Source organism: Pseudomonas sp. YNh, from assembly GCF_037993085.1.
GTDB lineage: Bacteria > Pseudomonadota > Gammaproteobacteria > Pseudomonadales > Pseudomonadaceae > Aquipseudomonas > Aquipseudomonas putida.
This window is the reverse complement of record NZ_JBBMRJ010000003.1, coordinates 100,628-117,445: the sequence shown is the minus strand read 5'-3', so window position 1 is coordinate 117,445 and position 16,818 is coordinate 100,628. Positions and strand designations below refer to the sequence as shown.

15 protein-coding genes are annotated in these 16,818 nt (G+C 63.3%); 14 read left to right on the top strand and 1 reads right to left on the bottom strand.

Annotated elements, in window-relative coordinates:
* Nucleotides 1-9: 9 nt before the first annotated feature.
* The 14 genes from hscA to WF331_RS04505 all read left to right on the top strand — a co-directional run bounded on the left by hscA (nucleotide 10) and on the right by WF331_RS04505 (nucleotide 13,883).
* Complete coding sequence (gene hscA / locus WF331_RS04570; protein ID WP_084967176.1) at nucleotides 10-1,872, top strand: Fe-S protein assembly chaperone HscA; 1,863 nt, start codon at nucleotides 10-12, stop codon at nucleotides 1,870-1,872.
* Nucleotides 1,873-1,875: 3 nt separating this feature from the next.
* The gene (fdx, locus tag WF331_RS04565) at nucleotides 1,876-2,217 is read left to right on the top strand and encodes an ISC system 2Fe-2S type ferredoxin (protein WP_016501396.1); all 342 of its coding nucleotides are present in this window, start codon (nucleotides 1,876-1,878) and stop codon (nucleotides 2,215-2,217) included.
* Between the two features lie 10 nt (nucleotides 2,218-2,227).
* Entirely contained in the window at nucleotides 2,228-2,428 is a 201-nt protein-coding gene (gene iscX, locus WF331_RS04560; protein WP_003248529.1) for a Fe-S cluster assembly protein IscX, read from the top strand.
* 88 nt (nucleotides 2,429-2,516) lie between these two features.
* Entirely contained in the window at nucleotides 2,517-2,942 is a 426-nt protein-coding gene (ndk, locus tag WF331_RS04555; protein ID WP_008092560.1) for a nucleoside-diphosphate kinase, read from the top strand.
* A gap of 28 nt (nucleotides 2,943-2,970) precedes the next feature.
* A complete protein-coding gene (gene rlmN / locus WF331_RS04550) occupies nucleotides 2,971-4,116 on the top strand; it encodes a 23S rRNA (adenine(2503)-C(2))-methyltransferase RlmN (protein WP_016484976.1) in 1,146 nt (381 codons plus the stop codon).
* Between the two features lie 14 nt (nucleotides 4,117-4,130).
* Nucleotides 4,131-4,892 (top strand): type IV pilus biogenesis/stability protein PilW, encoded by a 762-nt coding sequence (gene pilW, locus WF331_RS04545; RefSeq protein ID WP_061203517.1) that lies wholly within the window; start codon nucleotides 4,131-4,133, stop codon nucleotides 4,890-4,892.
* On the top strand, nucleotides 4,889-5,914 hold the full coding sequence (locus WF331_RS04540) for a RodZ domain-containing protein (protein WP_016501394.1): 1,026 nt from the start codon (nucleotides 4,889-4,891) through the stop codon (nucleotides 5,912-5,914). Before pilW ends, WF331_RS04540 begins: the two co-directional genes overlap by 4 nt.
* A 3-nt stretch (nucleotides 5,915-5,917) precedes the next feature.
* Nucleotides 5,918-7,027: a flavodoxin-dependent (E)-4-hydroxy-3-methylbut-2-enyl-diphosphate synthase gene (ispG, locus tag WF331_RS04535; protein WP_016501393.1), complete on the top strand. Its 1,110-nt coding sequence runs from the start codon at nucleotides 5,918-5,920 to the stop codon at nucleotides 7,025-7,027.
* A 25-nt stretch (nucleotides 7,028-7,052) separates the two neighbouring features.
* Nucleotides 7,053-8,342: a histidine--tRNA ligase gene (gene hisS / locus WF331_RS04530; RefSeq protein ID WP_049274109.1), complete on the top strand. Its 1,290-nt coding sequence runs from the start codon at nucleotides 7,053-7,055 to the stop codon at nucleotides 8,340-8,342.
* A gap of 39 nt (nucleotides 8,343-8,381) precedes the next feature.
* Nucleotides 8,382-9,023, top strand: a complete 642-nt coding sequence (locus tag WF331_RS04525; protein ID WP_016501391.1) for a tetratricopeptide repeat protein — start codon at nucleotides 8,382-8,384, stop codon at nucleotides 9,021-9,023.
* Nucleotides 9,024-10,166, top strand: coding sequence for an outer membrane protein assembly factor BamB (gene bamB, locus WF331_RS04520; RefSeq protein WP_003248513.1), 1,143 nt, complete (start codon nucleotides 9,024-9,026; stop codon nucleotides 10,164-10,166).
* A 116-nt stretch (nucleotides 10,167-10,282) separates the two neighbouring features.
* The gene (gene der / locus WF331_RS04515) at nucleotides 10,283-11,746 is read left to right on the top strand and encodes a ribosome biogenesis GTPase Der (RefSeq protein WP_016501390.1); all 1,464 of its coding nucleotides are present in this window, start codon (nucleotides 10,283-10,285) and stop codon (nucleotides 11,744-11,746) included.
* A 209-nt stretch (nucleotides 11,747-11,955) separates the two neighbouring features.
* Nucleotides 11,956-13,104, top strand: a complete 1,149-nt coding sequence (locus WF331_RS04510) for a pyridoxal phosphate-dependent aminotransferase (protein WP_016501388.1) — start codon at nucleotides 11,956-11,958, stop codon at nucleotides 13,102-13,104.
* On the top strand, nucleotides 13,092-13,883 hold the full coding sequence (locus WF331_RS04505; protein WP_016501387.1) for an amidohydrolase: 792 nt from the start codon (nucleotides 13,092-13,094) through the stop codon (nucleotides 13,881-13,883). Before WF331_RS04510 ends, WF331_RS04505 begins: the two co-directional genes overlap by 13 nt.
* 129 nt (nucleotides 13,884-14,012) lie before the next feature.
* Here the strand turns inward: WF331_RS04505 and WF331_RS04500 are convergent, their stop codons facing one another.
* Nucleotides 14,013-16,568, bottom strand: coding sequence for a sulfite reductase flavoprotein subunit alpha (locus tag WF331_RS04500; protein ID WP_340622685.1), 2,556 nt, complete (start codon nucleotides 16,566-16,568; stop codon nucleotides 14,013-14,015).
* Nucleotides 16,569-16,818: the final 250 nt, after the last annotated feature.

Genomic DNA, 16,818 nt, shown 5'->3' with positions numbered 1-16,818 from the left:
CAGATAAGCATGGCCCTACTGCAGATCGCCGAACCCGGTCAAAGCCCTCAGCCGCACCAGCGCCGCCTGGCGGTGGGTATCGACCTGGGTACCACCAATTCTCTGGTCGCTGCCGTACGCAGCGGTCGTAGCGAACCCCTGCCCGATGTGCAGGGTAACGTCATTCTGCCCTCTGCGGTACGCTACCTGGCTGACCACACTGAGGTCGGCCAGGCTGCGCGCGAGGCGGCCGCCAGTGACCCGCTGAACACCGTGTTGTCGGTCAAGCGCCTTATGGGGCGTGGCCTGGCCGACGTCAAGCAATTGGGTGAGCAGCTGCCGTACCGCTTCATTGGCGGTGAATCGCACATGCCGTTCATCGACACCGTCCAGGGGCCGAAGAGCCCGGTGGAAGTGTCCGCTGACATCCTCAAGGTGCTGCGTGAGCGTGCCGAAGCGACCCTGGGCGGTGACTTGGTGGGCGCGGTGATCACCGTGCCGGCTTATTTCGACGACGCTCAGCGCCAGGCGACCAAGGATGCGGCCAAGCTGGCCGGCCTGAACGTGCTGCGCTTGCTCAACGAGCCAACTGCCGCTGCCGTTGCCTACGGCCTGGACCAGAATGCCGAAGGCCTTGTGGCCATCTATGACCTGGGTGGCGGTACTTTCGATATTTCGATCCTGCGCCTGACTGCTGGTGTGTTCGAAGTGCTGGCCACCGGCGGTGATACCGCTTTGGGTGGTGACGACTTCGACCACGCCATTGCTGGCTGGATAATCGAGCAGGCCGGCCTGTCCTCCGACCTCGACCCGGGTACCCAGCGCCAGCTGTTGCAGGCTGCCTGCGCCGCCAAGGAAGCCCTGACCGACGCTGACGTGGTCAGCATCAGTCACGGTGCCTGGCAGGGCGAGCTCAGCCGGGCCGCCTTCGATGCCATGATCGAGCCGCTGATCGCCCGCAGCCTCAAGGCCTGCCGCCGCGCCGTGCGCGACAGCGGTGTCGAGCTTGAGGAGGTAGGTGCGGTGGTCATGGTCGGTGGTTCGACCCGCGTACCGCGTGTGCGTGAGGCTGTCGGTACACTGTTTGGCCGCACGCCGCTGACCTCGATCGACCCTGATCAGGTGGTCGCCATCGGTGCCGCCATCCAGGCCGATACCCTGGCCGGGAACCGCCGCGAAGGCGGTGAACTGCTGCTGCTTGACGTCATCCCGCTGTCCCTGGGCCTTGAGACCATGGGTGGGCTGATGGAAAAAGTGATCCCGCGCAACACCACCATTCCGGTGGCGCGTGCCCAGGAGTTCACTACGTATAAAGATGGCCAGTCGGCCATGATGATCCACGTGCTGCAGGGCGAGCGCGAGCTGATCAGCGACTGCCGCTCGTTGGCGCGCTTCGAGCTGCGCGGCATTCCGGCGATGGTTGCCGGGGCGGCAAAAATTCGCGTCACCTTCCAGGTGGATGCCGACGGCCTGCTCAGCGTTGCCGCCCGGGAACTGGGTTCGGGTGTGGAAGCCAGCATCCAGGTCAAGCCGTCCTACGGCCTGACCGACGGCGAAATCGCCCGCATGCTCAAGGATTCCTTCGAACACGCAGGTTCCGACAAGCAGGCCCGCCAGTTGCGTGAGCACCAGGTGGACGGCGAGCGCTTGCTCGAAGCGGTACAGGGCGCCCTGGACGCCGACGGTGAGCGCCTGCTTAGCAGCGACGAGCGCGACGCCATTGCATTCCAGATGCAAGAACTACGTGATTTGCTGGCCGGCACCGATGGCGCAGCCATCGAGCAACAGACCAAGCGTCTGTCGCAGGTGACCGACGCATTTGCCGCCCGTCGCCTTGATTCGACGGTCAAAGCCGCACTGGCCGGGCGCAACCTGAATGAGATCGAGGAGTAACCGATGCCGCTGGTGACATTCCTGCCGCATGAGAAGTTCTGCCCAGAAGGGCTGACCGTGGAGGTCGAGCCCGGGACCAACATCCTGGAGCTGGCCCACGACCATCACATCGAGATGGAAAGCGCCTGCGGCGGCGTCAAGGCCTGCACCACTTGCCACTGCATCGTGCGCAAGGGCTTCGATTCGCTCGAAGAAGCCGACGAGCTGGAAGAGGACATGCTGGACAAGGCATGGGGCCTGGAAGCGCAGTCGCGCCTTGGTTGCCAGGTGGTCGTGGGCGATACCGACCTGACCATCGAGATCCCCAAGTATTCGCTCAACCACGCTGCCGAAGCGCCGCACTGAGGTCCTGTACATGAGTCTGAAATGGGTTGATGTACTTGAGATCGCCATCCAGCTTGCAGAAAGCAAGCCTGAGGTCGATCCTCGTTATGTGAATTTCGTGGACCTGCACCGCTGGGTGCTGGCATTGCCAGAGTTCAGCGACGATCCGTCACGCGGCGGTGAGAAAGTGCTTGAGGCAATCCAGGCCGCCTGGATCGACGAAGCCGACTAAGCGTCATGTGCAGGTTAGGCAATCCCCTGAAACCCGCGTATAATTCGCGGGTTTAATTTTTCGTAACACTCATATTCTGGAGTTTTCCATGGCTGTTCAACGTACTTTCTCGATCATCAAGCCTGACGCAGTTGCCAAAAACGTCATCGGCAAGATCACCACTCGCTTTGAAGAAGCCGGCCTGAAAATCGTTGCCTCGAAAATCAAGCAACTGTCCAAAGCCGAAGCCGAAGGCTTCTACGCTGAGCACAGCGCTCGCGGCTTCTTCGGTGACCTGGTTGCTTTCATGACTTCCGGCCCGGTTGTTGTTCAGGTTCTGGAAGGCGAAAACGCCATCGCTCTGAACCGTGAGCTGATGGGCGCTACCAACCCTAAAGAAGCTGCTGCCGGCACCATCCGTGCTGACTTCGCCGAGTCGATCGACGCCAACGCCGTTCACGGTTCGGACTCCGAAGCTGCTGCTGCTCGCGAAATCGCTTACTTCTTCGCTGCTACCGAGGTAACCACTCGCTAAGCGAAAGCTTACGGGTGAGGGTGAATCCATGACGACATCTACTGGCAAAATCAACCTGTTGGGTCTGACCCAGCCGGAAATGGAACAATTCTTCGACTCAATCGGGGAGAAGCGCTTCCGTGCCGGCCAGGTGATGAAATGGATTCACCATTTTGGCGTGTCCGACTTTGCGGCCATGACCAACGTAGGCAAGGCCTTGCGCGAAAAGCTCGAGGCCGTTGCCGAGATTCGCCCACCGGAAGTGGTCAGTGAAGACATTTCCGCCGACGGCACCCGTAAGTGGGTGATCCGCGTTGCCTCCGGCAGCTGCGTCGAGACCGTCTACATTCCTACCGACGACCGCGGCACCCTGTGCGTATCGTCGCAAGCCGGCTGTGCCCTGGATTGCAGCTTCTGCTCCACCGGCAAGCAAGGCTTCAACAGCAACCTCACCGCCGCTGAAGTCATCGGCCAGGTGTGGCTTGCCAACAAATCCTTCGGGACCGTTCCTGCCAAAGTCGACCGCGCGATTACCAACGTGGTCATGATGGGCATGGGCGAGCCCTTGCTGAACTTCGACAACGTCATCGCTGCCATGAAAATCATGATGGATGACCTGGGCTATGGCATTTCCAAGCGTCGCGTCACCTTGTCCACCTCGGGCGTGGTGCCGATGATCGACGAACTGGCCAAGCACATCGACGTGTCGCTGGCCCTGTCGCTGCACGCACCGAACGACGAACTGCGCAACAAGCTGGTACCGATCAACAAGAAGTACCCGCTCAAAGTGCTGCTGGAGTCGTGCATGGGCTACATGTCCACCCTGGGTGGCAAGCGTGTGCTCACCGTCGAGTACACCCTGCTCAAGGACGTCAACGACCAGCCTGAGCATGCCGCGCAAATGATCGAGTTGCTGCGCGATGTGCCGTGCAAGATCAACCTGATCCCGTTCAACCCATTCCCGCATTCGGGCTACGAGCGGCCGAGCAACAATGCCATTCGTCGCTTCCAGGACCTTCTGCACCACGGTGGTTTCAACGTCACCACCCGTACCACCCGTGGTGAGGACATCGATGCCGCCTGTGGCCAGCTGGTCGGCCAGGTCAACGACCGCACCCGTCGCAGCGAGCGCTACATCGCCGTACGCCAGCTTTCTGCGGACGTCGAGCTGCAAGACAGCGCCGCCAGCCACTGACCGGGACTTAGCCCATGAGCCTGCGCGCTGCGCTGTCGATCCTTGCGCTTTTGCTGCTGGCCGGCTGCGTGTCGGGCGGCGCGGGCGACCCCCTGGCCAGCCGCCAGGGCAGGGCGGATGCGGGGCGTGCTTATGTGCAGCTTGGCCTGGGTTATTTGCAACAGGGTTTGACCGAGCAGGCCAAGGCGCCGCTGGGCAAGGCCCTGGCCCTTGACAGCCGTGATGCCGACGCACATGCCGCCCTGGCGCTGGTGTTCCAGGCCGAAGGTGAGCCGACACTGGCGGAGGCGCACTTTCGCAAAGCCTTGCAGGCCCGCACGGGCGACACGCGAATTCGCAACAATTACGGCAGTTTCCTTTATGCTCAGGGGCGATTTGCCGAGGCCGAGCAGATGTTTCGCCTGGCCAGTAGCGATACCCTGTATCCTGAGCGCTCACGCGTGTACGAGAACCTGGGCCTGACCGCCCTCAAGCTCGATAGCCGCGAGGCGGCGCACGCGTATCTGCTCAAAGCGTTGCAACTCAACCAGCGGCAACCGAAAGCGTTGCTGGAAATGGCTGAGTTGTCCTACGAAAACAGGCATTATGTGCCGGCCCGGGACTACTACGATCGTTTCAGCCAGTTGAGCGACCACGATGCCCGTAGCCTGCTGCTGGGTAGCCGCCTTGCCAGGGTGTTCGACGAGCAGGGCACATTGGCCGAGCTGGGCCAGCAATTACAACGACTTTATCCCGGTACGCCGGAATATCAGCAATACCTGTCGGAGCAACGATGAACGCCGCGCATCCCGAAGTAGCAGTAGCGCCTGGCCAGAACCCCGGTGAGCTTTTGCGCCTGGCCCGTGAGAAACGGGACTGGTCTCAAGCCGAGGTGGCCCGCAAGCTCAACCTCACTGTCAGTTCGTTGAACCATGTGGAAACCGGCGCCTTCGACAAGCTGCCCGGGCATACCTTCGCCCGTGGCTATATCCGCGCCTATGCCAAGTTGATGGACCTTGACCAGGCCACCCTGGTAGAAGCCTTCGACCGCTACACCGGTACCCACGCCAAAGGCAGCGATGTGCACTCGCTGGGGCGCATCGAAGAGCCGGTACGCCTGTCGCACAACATCCTGCGCGGCGTCAGCCTGTTGTTGCTGGTGGCCGTGGTCGGCGGTGGCTTCGTCTGGTGGCAGGACCAGGGCAGCCTGCGTGGCAAGGACCTGGCCAAGATGGCCCTGGAGCACGTCGAAGTCGAAAGCGCCGACGGCACCACTCAGATTCACCCGCTTGACGAGCCTGAAGATCAGGCTGTTACCGCTGGCCAGCAGCCTGAGAGTGCGCCGCTGGCACTGGAGCAGGGCACTGCCGAACAGCCTGCCGCTACCGCCGAACAGGCCCCGGCAAGCCCGGCGCCCACGGCTGCTGCACCCGCACCCGCCCAGCAGGTGCCTGCGCAGCCCGCAGCCAGCGTAGCGCCTGCTCCGGTCGCACCGGCCACCCCTGCACCGGCCGCCGTTGCGCCAGCAGCACCTGCAGCCGCCGTGGCCGCTGCCGAGCCCGCCGCAGTACCGGCAGGCAGCGCCAAGGTCGCCATCCAGTTCACCGCCGATTGCTGGACCCAGGTCTCCGATGGCAACGGCAAGGTGCTGTTCAGCGCCGTCAAGCGCAAGGGGGACAACCTCGAGCTGACCGGCAAGCCGCCGTTCGCGGTGCGCCTGGGCTTTGCCCGTGGCGCCCAGGTCAGCTACAACGGCCAGGCCGTCGATGTTGCCCCGTTCACCAGTGGCGAGACTGCTCGCCTGAAGTTGGGACAGTAAGTCATGCACGGCGAATCTCCGATCAAACGTCGCGAATCCCGCAAAATCTGGGTCGGCAATGTGCCGGTAGGTGGTGATGCACCTATCGCGGTGCAGAGCATGACCAACACCGACACCAACGATGTCGCCGCCACCGTGGCGCAAATCCAGCGCCTGGTCGATGCCGGCGTGGACATCGTGCGGGTTTCGGTGCCGGACATGGACGCGGCCGAGGCGTTTGGCAAGATCAAGCAACTGGTCAGCGTGCCGCTGGTCGCCGACATCCACTTCGACTACAAGATCGCCCTGCGCGTGGCCGAACTGGGCGTCGATTGCCTGCGTATCAACCCGGGTAACATCGGCCGCGAAGACCGTGTTCGCGCCGTGGTTGATGCTGCCCGCGACCGTGGCATCCCGATCCGCATCGGCGTCAACGCCGGGTCCCTGGAAAAGGACCTGCAGAAGAAGTACGGCGAACCGACCCCGGCGGCGCTGGTGGAGTCGGCCCTGCGCCACGTTGAGCACCTCGACCGCCTGGACTTCCAGGACTTCAAGGTCAGCGTCAAGGCATCCGATGTGTTCATGGCCGTCGAAGCCTACCGGCTGCTGGCCAAGCAGATCGTGCAGCCGCTGCACCTGGGCATCACCGAAGCGGGTGGCCTGCGTTCAGGGACGGTGAAATCCGCCGTCGGCCTCGGTATGCTGCTGGCCGAGGGCATTGGCGATACCATCCGTATCTCGCTTGCGGCCGACCCGGTCGAAGAAGTGAAAGTCGGCTACGACATCCTCAAGTCGCTGCACCTGCGTTCGCGTGGCATCAACTTCATCGCCTGCCCGAGCTGCTCGCGGCAGAACTTCGATGTGGTCAAGACCATGAACGAGCTGGAAGGGCGCCTGGAAGACCTGCTGGTGCCGCTGGACGTGGCGGTGATCGGTTGTGTGGTCAACGGCCCGGGTGAAGCCAAGGAAGCCCATGTAGGCTTGACCGGCGGCACGCCGAACCTGATCTACATCGACGGCAAGCCGGCGCAGAAACTCACCAATGACAACCTGGTCGATGAGCTGGAAAGGCTCATCCGTCAGAAAGCGGCCGAAAAGGTCGAAGCCGACGCGGCGCTGATCGCCCGTGGCTGACACACAGAATTCGTAAGGACTTTTCGTGAGCAAATCGCTGCAAGCCATCCGTGGCATGAACGACATCCTGCCAGAACAGTCGCCACTGTGGCGCTACTTCGAAGGCACCGTGGCCGGTCTGCTGGATACCTACGGGTACAGCCAGATCCGTACGCCGATCGTCGAGTTCACCGAGCTGTTCAAGCGCTCGATCGGTGAAGTGACCGACATCGTCGAAAAAGAGATGTACACCTTCGAGGACCGCAACGGCGATTCGCTGACCCTGCGCCCCGAAGGCACCGCCGCGTGCGTACGTGCCGTGCTGGAGCATGGCATCACCGGCAACGGCCAGGTGCAGAAACTGTGGTACATCGGCCAGATGTTCCGCCACGAGCGCCCGCAGAAGGGCCGCTACCGCCAGTTCCACCAGATTGGCGTGGAAGTGTTCAACCTGGATGGCCCGGACATCGATGCCGAGCTGATCATGCTGACCTGGCGCCTGTGGGGCCTGCTGGGCATCCAGGATGCGGTCAAGCTGGAGCTCAACAGCCTGGGTACCAGCGAAGCCCGTGCGCGCTACCGTGATGCGCTGGTCGAGTTCCTCTCGGCGCGCCTCGAGCAACTGGACGAAGACAGCCAGCGCCGCCTGAAGAGCAACCCGCTGCGCATCCTCGACAGCAAGGACCAGAACACCCAGGCGGTGCTGGTGGGGGCGCCCAAGCTGGAAGATTACCTGGACGAAGCCTCGCGCGTGCACTTCGAGGGCCTCAAGGCCCGCCTGGACGCCGCCGGCATTCCGTTCGTGATCAATACCAAGCTGGTGCGTGGCCTGGACTACTACAGCAAGACCGTATTCGAGTGGGTCACCGACAAGCTCGGTTCCCAGGGCACCGTGTGCGCCGGTGGCCGCTACGACGGCCTGGTCGAGCAGATGGGCGGCAAGCCGACCACGGGCGTCGGTTTCGCCATGGGTATCGAGCGCCTGATCCTGCTGCTGGAAACCCTGGGCAAGGTGCCGGAGTCCATCAACCGCCAGATCGACGTCTACCTGTGCGCCTTTGGCGAGCAGGCCGAGCTGGCTGGCCTGCGCCTGTCCGAAACCCTGCGCGACCGCTTGCCGGGCCTGCGCCTGGCGGTGAACGCGGGCGGTGGCAGCTTCAAGAGCCAGTTCAAGAAAGCCGACAAGAGCGGGGCGCTGTTCGCCCTGATCCTCGGTGACGAGGAACTGGCCAGGCAAGAAATCGGCTTCAAGCCCCTGCGTGGCCAGGGCGAACAACAGAACATTGCCTGGGATGCTCTGGCAGAGCACCTGGAAACCGCGATCGCGCAAGCGTAACGCGGTTCAACAAGCGAATAGGCGAAAAGGAGTATTGGGGTGTCGAGTACCGATGATGATGACCTGGCAGGGGTCAAGGACTGGTGGAACCGCAACGGCAAGCCGCTGCTGACTGGCGCATTGCTGGCAGGCGTGGTGGTGTTGGGCTGGAATACCTGGCACAAGTACCAGAACAACCAGTCGCAAGGTGCCTCGCAGCTGTATCAGGCGTTGCTTGAAACCAGCCTGACGCCGACTGGCCAGCCAGACGCCACCAAAGTTGCGGAACTGGCCGGCAAGCTCAAGAGCGAGTTTGGCGGTACCGCCTATGCCCAGTACGGCAGCCTGTTCGTGGCCAAGGTCGCGGTCGAGAGCGGCAAGCTCGACGACGCCGCTGCCGAGCTCAAAGGCGTGCTGGACAAGCCGGCCGACGTGACCCTGGGCGAGATTTCGCGCCAGCGTCTGGCCCGCGTGCTGGCCGCCCAGAACAAGGCCGAGGATGCCCTCAAGCTGCTCGACGGCGACGCCGACAAGGCCTTCCTGGCCAGCCGTGAAGAGTTGAAGGGTGACCTGCTGGTACAGCTGGGTCGCGCCGACGACGCGCACAGCGCTTACGAAAAAGCCAAGGCTGCGTTGTCCGATGAGGCGGCGGTCGGTGGCCTGCAATTGAAGCTGGATGACCTGGCTAAAGGGGACGCGTAAGTGATCGGTTGGAAACATGCAGCAGTGCTGACCCTGGCCGTACTGGCCGCCGGTTGCAGCAGCAACAGCAAGAAGGAACTGCCCCCGGCCGAGCTGACCAAGTTCACCGAGGAAGTGGTGCTGAAGAAGCAGTGGAGCCGTTCGATCGGTGACGGCCAGGGTGAGACCTACAACACCCTGGTACCGGCCATCGAAAACGACCGTATCTACGCCTCCGACGTCAATGGCGAAGTCTTCGCCCTCGACCGCATCACCGGTGACGTGGTGTGGAAGAAGGACCTGGAGCTGCAGGTTTCCGGCGCTGTCGGCGTGGGCTACGGCCTGGTCATGCTCGGCACCCTCAAGGGCGAAGTCATTGCCCTGGACTCCAGCACCGGTGAAGAGCGTTGGCGCTCGCGCGTGACCAGCGAAGTGCTGGCCCCGCCCGCCAACAACGGTGATGTAGTCGTGGTGCAGACCCAGGACGATCGCCTGATCGGCCTGGATGCCGCCACTGGCGACCGCCGCTGGATCTACGAGAACTCCCCGGCCGTACTGACCCTGCGTGGTACCGGTGCTCCGATCGCCACCAATCGCCTGGCCGTCGCCGGCCTGTCCACCGGCAAGGTGGTCGCGGTGGACATCAACAACGGTGTGCCGGTGTGGGAAAGCCGCGTGGCCATCCCGAAGGGCCGTTCCGAGCTGGACCGTGTGGTTGATATCGACGGCGGCTTGCTGCTGTCTGGTGGTACCCTGTACGTCAGCACCTACCAGGGCCGTGTAGCGGGCCTGGACCTGGAAAGCGGCCGCGAGCTGTGGCAGCGCGATGCTTCCAGCTATGTGGGCGTCGCCCAGGGCTTCGGTAACGTCTACGTCAGCGAAGCTTCGGGTACCGTGGAAGGCGTGGATGAGCGCTCTTCCAGCGCCCTGTGGAGCAACGACAGCATGGCTCGCCGCCAGCTGACCGCCCCTGAAGTGTTCAGCAGCTACGTGGCTGTGGGTGACTTTGAGGGTTACCTGCACCTGCTGAGCCAGGTGGATGGCCGCTTCGTCGGCCGTGAACGTATCGATAGCGATGGCCTGCGCGCCCGCCCACTTGTGGTCGGCGACACCATCTATGTCTTTGGCAACAGCGGCAAGCTCGAGGCACTGACCATCCGCTGAAGCTATGCTTGAAGCCTTGGCGGGCTTCAAGCCGCGGCGTAGGACACGCCGCCCAAACTCCGGCCGCTGCCTTGCAGCGGCCTTTGCATTTTCAAGAATTCGAGAGTGGAGAGCCGATGGTTCCCGTAATTGCCCTGGTGGGCCGCCCGAACGTCGGCAAATCCACCATGTTCAACCGCCTGACCAAAACCCGCGATGCCATCGTGGGTGACCTGTCGGGCCTGACCCGTGACCGCCAGTATGGTGATGCCAGCTGGCAGGGTCGTTCCTTCATCCTGATCGACACCGGCGGTATTACCGGTGACGAAGTGGGCATGGACGAAAAAATGGCCGAGCAGTCGCTCATGGCCATCGAAGAAGCCGACTATGTGCTGTTCCTGGTCGATGCCCGCGCCGGCATGACCGCCGCTGACCAGATGATTGCCGAGCACCTGCGCAAGCGCAACAAGTCGGCGATTCTGGTCGCCAACAAGATCGACAACATCGACCCCGATGTTGCCCGCGCCGAGTTCTCGCCGATGGGCATGGGCAACGCCATTCCGGTGGCGGGCTCCCAGGGCCGTGGTATCAGCGCCCTGATGGAAGCCGTGCTCGGCCACCTGCCACGTGATGCCGAGGAAGAAGCCCTCGACCAGAACGTCGCCGAAGGCGAGGAGGCCGTGCGCATTCCTGGCCCAAGCGAGAAGGATGGCATCAAGATCGCCATCATCGGCCGCCCGAACGTCGGCAAGTCGACCCTGGTCAACCGCATGCTCGGCGAAGAGCGTGTGGTGGTCTACGACGAGCCGGGTACTACCCGAGACAGTATCTACATCCCGTTCGAGCGTGATGGTGACAAGTACACCTTCATCGACACCGCCGGGGTGCGCAAGCGCGGCAAGATCCACGAGGAAGTCGAGAAGTTCTCGGTGGTCAAGACGCTGCAGGCGATCAAGGACGCCAACGTCGTCATCTTCGTCATGGACGCCCGTGAAGGGGTGGTCGACCACGACCTGAACCTGCTGGGCTTCGCCCTCGAAGCCGGCCGCGCCATCGTCATCGCGCTGAACAAGTGGGATGGCATGGAGCCGGGTGAGCGCGCCTACGTGAAGACCGAGCTGGAGCGCCGGCTGTTCTTCGTCGACTTCGCCGACATCCACTTCATCTCCGCCTTGCACGGCACCGGCGTGGGCAACCTGTACAAGTCGGTGCAGGCCGCATTCACCTCGGCTGTGACCCGCTGGCCAACCAGCCGCCTGACGCAGATCCTCGAAGATGCTGTCAGCGAGCACCAGCCACCGCTGGTCAACGGCCGTCGCATCAAGCTGCGCTATGCCCACCTTGGTGGTGCCAACCCGCCGCTGATCGTGATCCACGGCAACCAGACCGAGAGCATTCCCAAGTCGTACTCGCGTTACCTGGAAAACACCTACCGCCGGGTGCTGAAGCTGGTCGGTACGCCGATCCGCATCGAGTACAAGGGCGGTGAGAACCCGTTCGAGGGCAAGAAAAACACCCTTACCGACCGCCAGGTCAACAAGAAGCGCCGCTTGATGTCGCACCACAAGAAGGCCGAGAAGAAGCGCCGCGACAAGCGCTGATTCCGCGTCAGCTTCTTCGCGGGCTGCCCGCTCCCACAGGTCCTCCACAGATTTTGAATATTGTGCAGCACCTGTGGGAGCGGGTTCACCCCGAAGAGGCCCTTTGATCCAGAGCAATCCCCCTATTGTTTCAACCTTTTTCCTGACTGCTCGATCCGCTATGCTCGGACTCCACCCCGTGCCGGATACACCCCAGGAAAGAGGGCTCCATGATCCGCAGCAAACTGCCGAATGTCGGCACGACCATCTTCACCACCATGTCCCAGCTCGCCGTGCAGACCGGCGCGCTCAACCTGTCCCAGGGTTTCCCTGATTTCAACGGCCCGCAGGCCCTGCTCGATGCAGTGGGCCGGCATGTGGCTGCCGGGCACAACCAGTATTCGCCAATGACCGGCCTGCCGGCCTTGCGCCAGCAAGTGGCGGCGAAGGTGGCGCGGCTGTATGGCGCACAGGTGGATGCCGACCAGGAAGTGACCATCACCCCCGGTGCCACCGAGGCGATCTTCTGTGCCATCCAGGCGGTGGTCCATGCCGGTGACGAAGTGATTGTCTTCGACCCGTGCTACGACAGCTACGAGCCGTCCGTGGAACTGGCCGGTGGCCGCTGTGTGCATGTGCAACTGAGCGACGGCGACTTCCGTATCGACTGGCAGAAGTTCAGTGATGCCCTGAGCCCGCGCACCCGCATGGTCATCCTCAATTCGCCGCATAACCCCAGTGGCGCACTGATCACTCGCGAAGACCTTGAGCAGTTGGCAACGCTGATTGCCGACCGCGATATCTACCTGGTCAGCGATGAGGTCTACGAGCATCTGGTTTACGACGGCGTTCGCCACGCCAGCGTGTTGGCCCACGAGCAGTTGTATCAACGTGCCTTTGTGGTCAGTTCGTTCGGCAAGACCTACCACGTTACCGGCTGGAAGACCGGCTACGTGATCGCGCCCCCGGCGCTGAGTGCAGAGCTGCGCAAGGTGCACCAGTACGTCAACTTCTGTGGCGTGACGCCATTGCAGTGCGCCCTGGCTGATTTCATGGCCGAGCACCCTGAGCATATCGATGAGCTGCCGGCCTTCTACCAGGCCAAGCGCGACCTGTTCTGCGGCTTGCTGGAAGGCTCACGCTTCGACTTTACCCGCACGGCAGGCACTTATTTCCAGTTGGTGGACTACTCGCAGATCCGCCCGGACCTGAACGATGTCGACATGTCGCTATGGCTCACCCGTGAGCACGGTGTGGCGACCATCCCGGTATCGGTGTTCTACCAGCAACCCATCCCCGAGCAACGCCTGGTACGCCTGTGCTTTGCCAAACGTGAGGAGACGCTGCGTCAGGCAGCGGAACGACTATGCGCGATCTGAGCACACTGCCCAACCTGAAAGTCGCCCTGGTGCAAACCACCCTGGCCTGGCACGACCGCGAGGCCAACTATGCACACTTCGAGGTGTTGCTGGAGCAGGTAGGGGAGGTGGACCTGGTAATCCTGCCAGAGATGTTCACCACCGGTTTTTCGATGGATTCCGAAAGCCTGGCCGAACCGGAGAATGGCCCGACCTACAAATGGCTGAAGGCCCAGGCGAAGAAGTACAACGCGGTGATCACCGGCAGCGTGATCATCCAGGCCGCCGATGGCAGCCACCGCAACCGCCTGCTATGGGCGCGGCCGGACGGCGAGATATTGCACTACGACAAGCGCCACCTGTTCCGCATGGCCGGTGAGCACAAGCACTACACCCCCGGTGAACGCCAGGTGCAGTTCGAGCTCAAGGGTTGGCGAATTCGCCCGCTGATTTGCTACGACCTGCGGTTCCCGGTGTGGAGCCGTGACGCCCAGGACACCGACCTGCTGCTTTACACCGCCAACTGGCCGGCTGCACGCCGCCAGCACTGGAACCGTCTGCTACCGGCGCGGGGCATCGAGAACCTGTGCTATGTGGCAGCGGTGAACCGGGTGGGCACGGACGGCAAGGGCTTTGCCTATTCGGGCGACAGCCAGGTGCTGGACTTCCAGGGCGAGAGCCTGCTCGGTGCAGGCGAGGCAGACGGGGTGTTTACCGCCGTGTTGAGCGCTGCGGAACTGGCGGCGTACCGGGCCAAGTTCCCGGCCAACCTGGATGCCGATACCTTCGATTTACACTGACAGCCTGTACCGGCCCTATCGCCGGCAAGCCAGCTCCCACAGGTAACCCACTGCCCTCGGGCCCGGTGCTGTACCTGTGGGAGCTGGCTTGCCGGCGATAGGGCCAGCACCGACTACATCAATAGATGATCAGTACACATCCCGCCGATACCGCCCATCCTCGATCAACTGCTGCACAGCGGCTTCACCAAGCATGCCGTTGAGCGCCGCATCCACCCCCGCAGCCATCCCTTGCAGGCTGCCGCAGACATACACACAGGCGCCATCCGCCACCCAGCGCTTGAATTCCTCGGCTTGCTGCAGCAACACATCCTGCACATACGCTTTCTCGGCCTGATCCCGCGAGAACGCCAGGTCCAGGCGTGCCAGGTCGCCGCTCTGCAGCCAGCCTTGAAGCTCGTCACCACACAGCAGGTCATGCGCCCGGTTACGCTCGCCAAACAGCAGCCAGTTGCGCTGTTCGCCAGCATTCACCCGTGCGCGGATCAGGCTGCGCAGGCCGGCCAGGCCGGTGCCGTTACCGATCAGGATCATCGGGGCTGCGGTCTCCGGCAGGTGGAAGCCGCTGTTGCGCCGCAGGCGCAAGCTCAGCGTGCCGTTCAGTGGCAGGTATTCGGTGAGCCAGCCGGAGCCCAGGCCCAGGTTCCCATCGCTATGGCGCTCCTGGCGCACGATCAGCTCCAGCGCGCCATCACTGGCGATGGAGGCGATGGAGTATTCGCGGCTGCCGATCGGCACCAGGGCGTCTACCAGCGCTTGCGGCTGCAAGCCGATCAGGTGATCACGGCGCGCCGGCAACTGGCGGCCAGCGAGGGCTTGGGCAAGTGTTTCCCCCAGGCCATTCACCTGTACCCGGGCGCTGGCGTCCAGCGCCATGCCCTTGAGGAACGCGTCGATCCGTGGCTGCCCATTGAGCGGCAGTATCTCCACCAGGTCGCCGGCTTCCCAACTGGCAGGCTCTTCAGCCAGCAGGCCAAGCAAGTACACCGGCTGGCCCTGGCTGCCCGGGTTGAGCAGTTCGCGACGCACCAGTGACCAGTTGCCAAAGCTTGGCGGCTGCCAGGCGGCCACTGGCTGGGCGCCGGTCAGTTGCGCCAGCTCCTGCTGCCACTGCTGCAGGGCGGCCTGGTCGGCGTTGTCCACTTCCACCGGGCTGAACGCGCTGCTGGCACCGCGTTCTCCCAGCCACGCCTGCAGGCGACGGGCGAAGCCACAGAAGTGCGGGTACTGGCGGTCGCCGAGGGCGAGCAGGGCATAGTTGAGGTTGTTCAGGGGCCAAGGCTGGCCGAGCACCTTGCGCTCGAAACCGCGGGCGCTGTCGGGTGCTTCGCCGTCGCCGAAAGTACTGACCACGAACAACGCGCGGCGGGCCTGGCGCAGGTCGTCTTCACGCAGTTCGGCCAGTGCGCGTACCTGCACCGGCAGGCCGGCTGCCTGCAACTGGCCGGCACTTTGCCAGGCCAGTTGTTCGGCAAAGCCGCTTTGGCTGGCAAAGCCGATCAGCCAGCTGTCGCCGCTGCCGTTGCCGGTGGCGACGTTGCCCCGGGCTGCGCGGACCTGGCGCTTCTTGCGGCGGCGGTCGAGGTACAGCAGCCAGCCCGTGACGAAAAACAGTGGCATGGTCAAGCTGGCGATGGTGATGATGATGCGCCCCGGCAGGCCGAAGTATTCGCCCACGTGCAGGGCGTAGACGCTCTGCAGCAGCTGGGCCTTGAAGGATTTTTCGGAGTAGCGGTCGTGTCTTTTCACCTGGCCGGTGGCCGGGTCCAGTTCCAGGGTGTTGAAGGCGCGCGGGTGATCGGCGTTGTCCAGCAGGTAGAACAGGTTGGCCGGCTGGCCGCCAACCGGTGGCAGGCGCAGGTTGTAGGCGGCAAGGCCTGGCCCTGCTGCGTCTTTGAGGTTGGCCCAGATGGCGTCGTAGTCGACCACCAGCGGCGGGGCGTTCTTGTCGACTTTCTGCGGCCCGTGGCGGCCACGGCCTTCGCCGCGTTTTTGTTGCTGGCCGGCTGCCGGCGCGTCGGCCAGCAGCTTGTTCAGGCCTTCGCGGTACCACTCATAGGACCAGAACAGGCCGGTCAGGGCGAACAGAAGATAGAACAGCAGGCACCAGGTACCGGCCACGGCGTGCAGGTCCCAGTTGAAGGCGCGGCCTTTCTTGGCCCAGTCGAAAGTAAGCCAGGTGCGCCAGTCCAGCGCCTTGCGCGGCCAGCGCAGGTACAGGCCGGACAGGCAGAAGAACACCAGCATCAGGGTGCAGGCGCCGGTGATCTGCCGGCCGGTGTCGCCCATGGCCAGGAAACGGTGCAGGGTGAGCATGAGGTTGAAGAAGCCTTGCCCGGCCACTTCGCCTTTGAGTTCGCCCGTATAGGGGTCCGCATAGCGCAGCTCGCCACGGCGCTCGCCCGGTGCCGGCATGAAGAAGATGCGTGCGGCGTTGCCTTCACGTACGTCTACCCACAGCATCGATACCTTGTCGTGTTGCTGGGCCTCGACCCGTTGCACCAGCTCGGCCGGCGGCAGTACGCCTTCGGCGCGCACTTCTACCTTGAGCACATCGGCATTGAACGCGCGCAGCAGTTCTTCCTGGAACGAGTACAGGGCCCCGGTGATGCCCATCAAGGCCAGCACCAGGCCAGCGGTGATGCCAAAGAACCAGTGCAATTGGAACAGCGTCTTCTTCACCACATCGATCACCTTGTGTTGCTGCCGCAGACTGCGCGGCGTGCATTATGCCTTGATACGCAAAAGCCCCGCTCAATGAACGGGGCGGGGGTGGGCTTCTTTTGGTGGAAGCTTGTACCGGCCTCTTCGCGGGCTTGCCCGCTCCCACAGGTACACCACAGGGTTTGAAGGTTGTGGTGGACTTGTGGGAGCGGGCAAGCCCGCGAAGAGGCCGCCACAGGAGCAGCCCTTCTAGCGGATCAACCCAATCCCG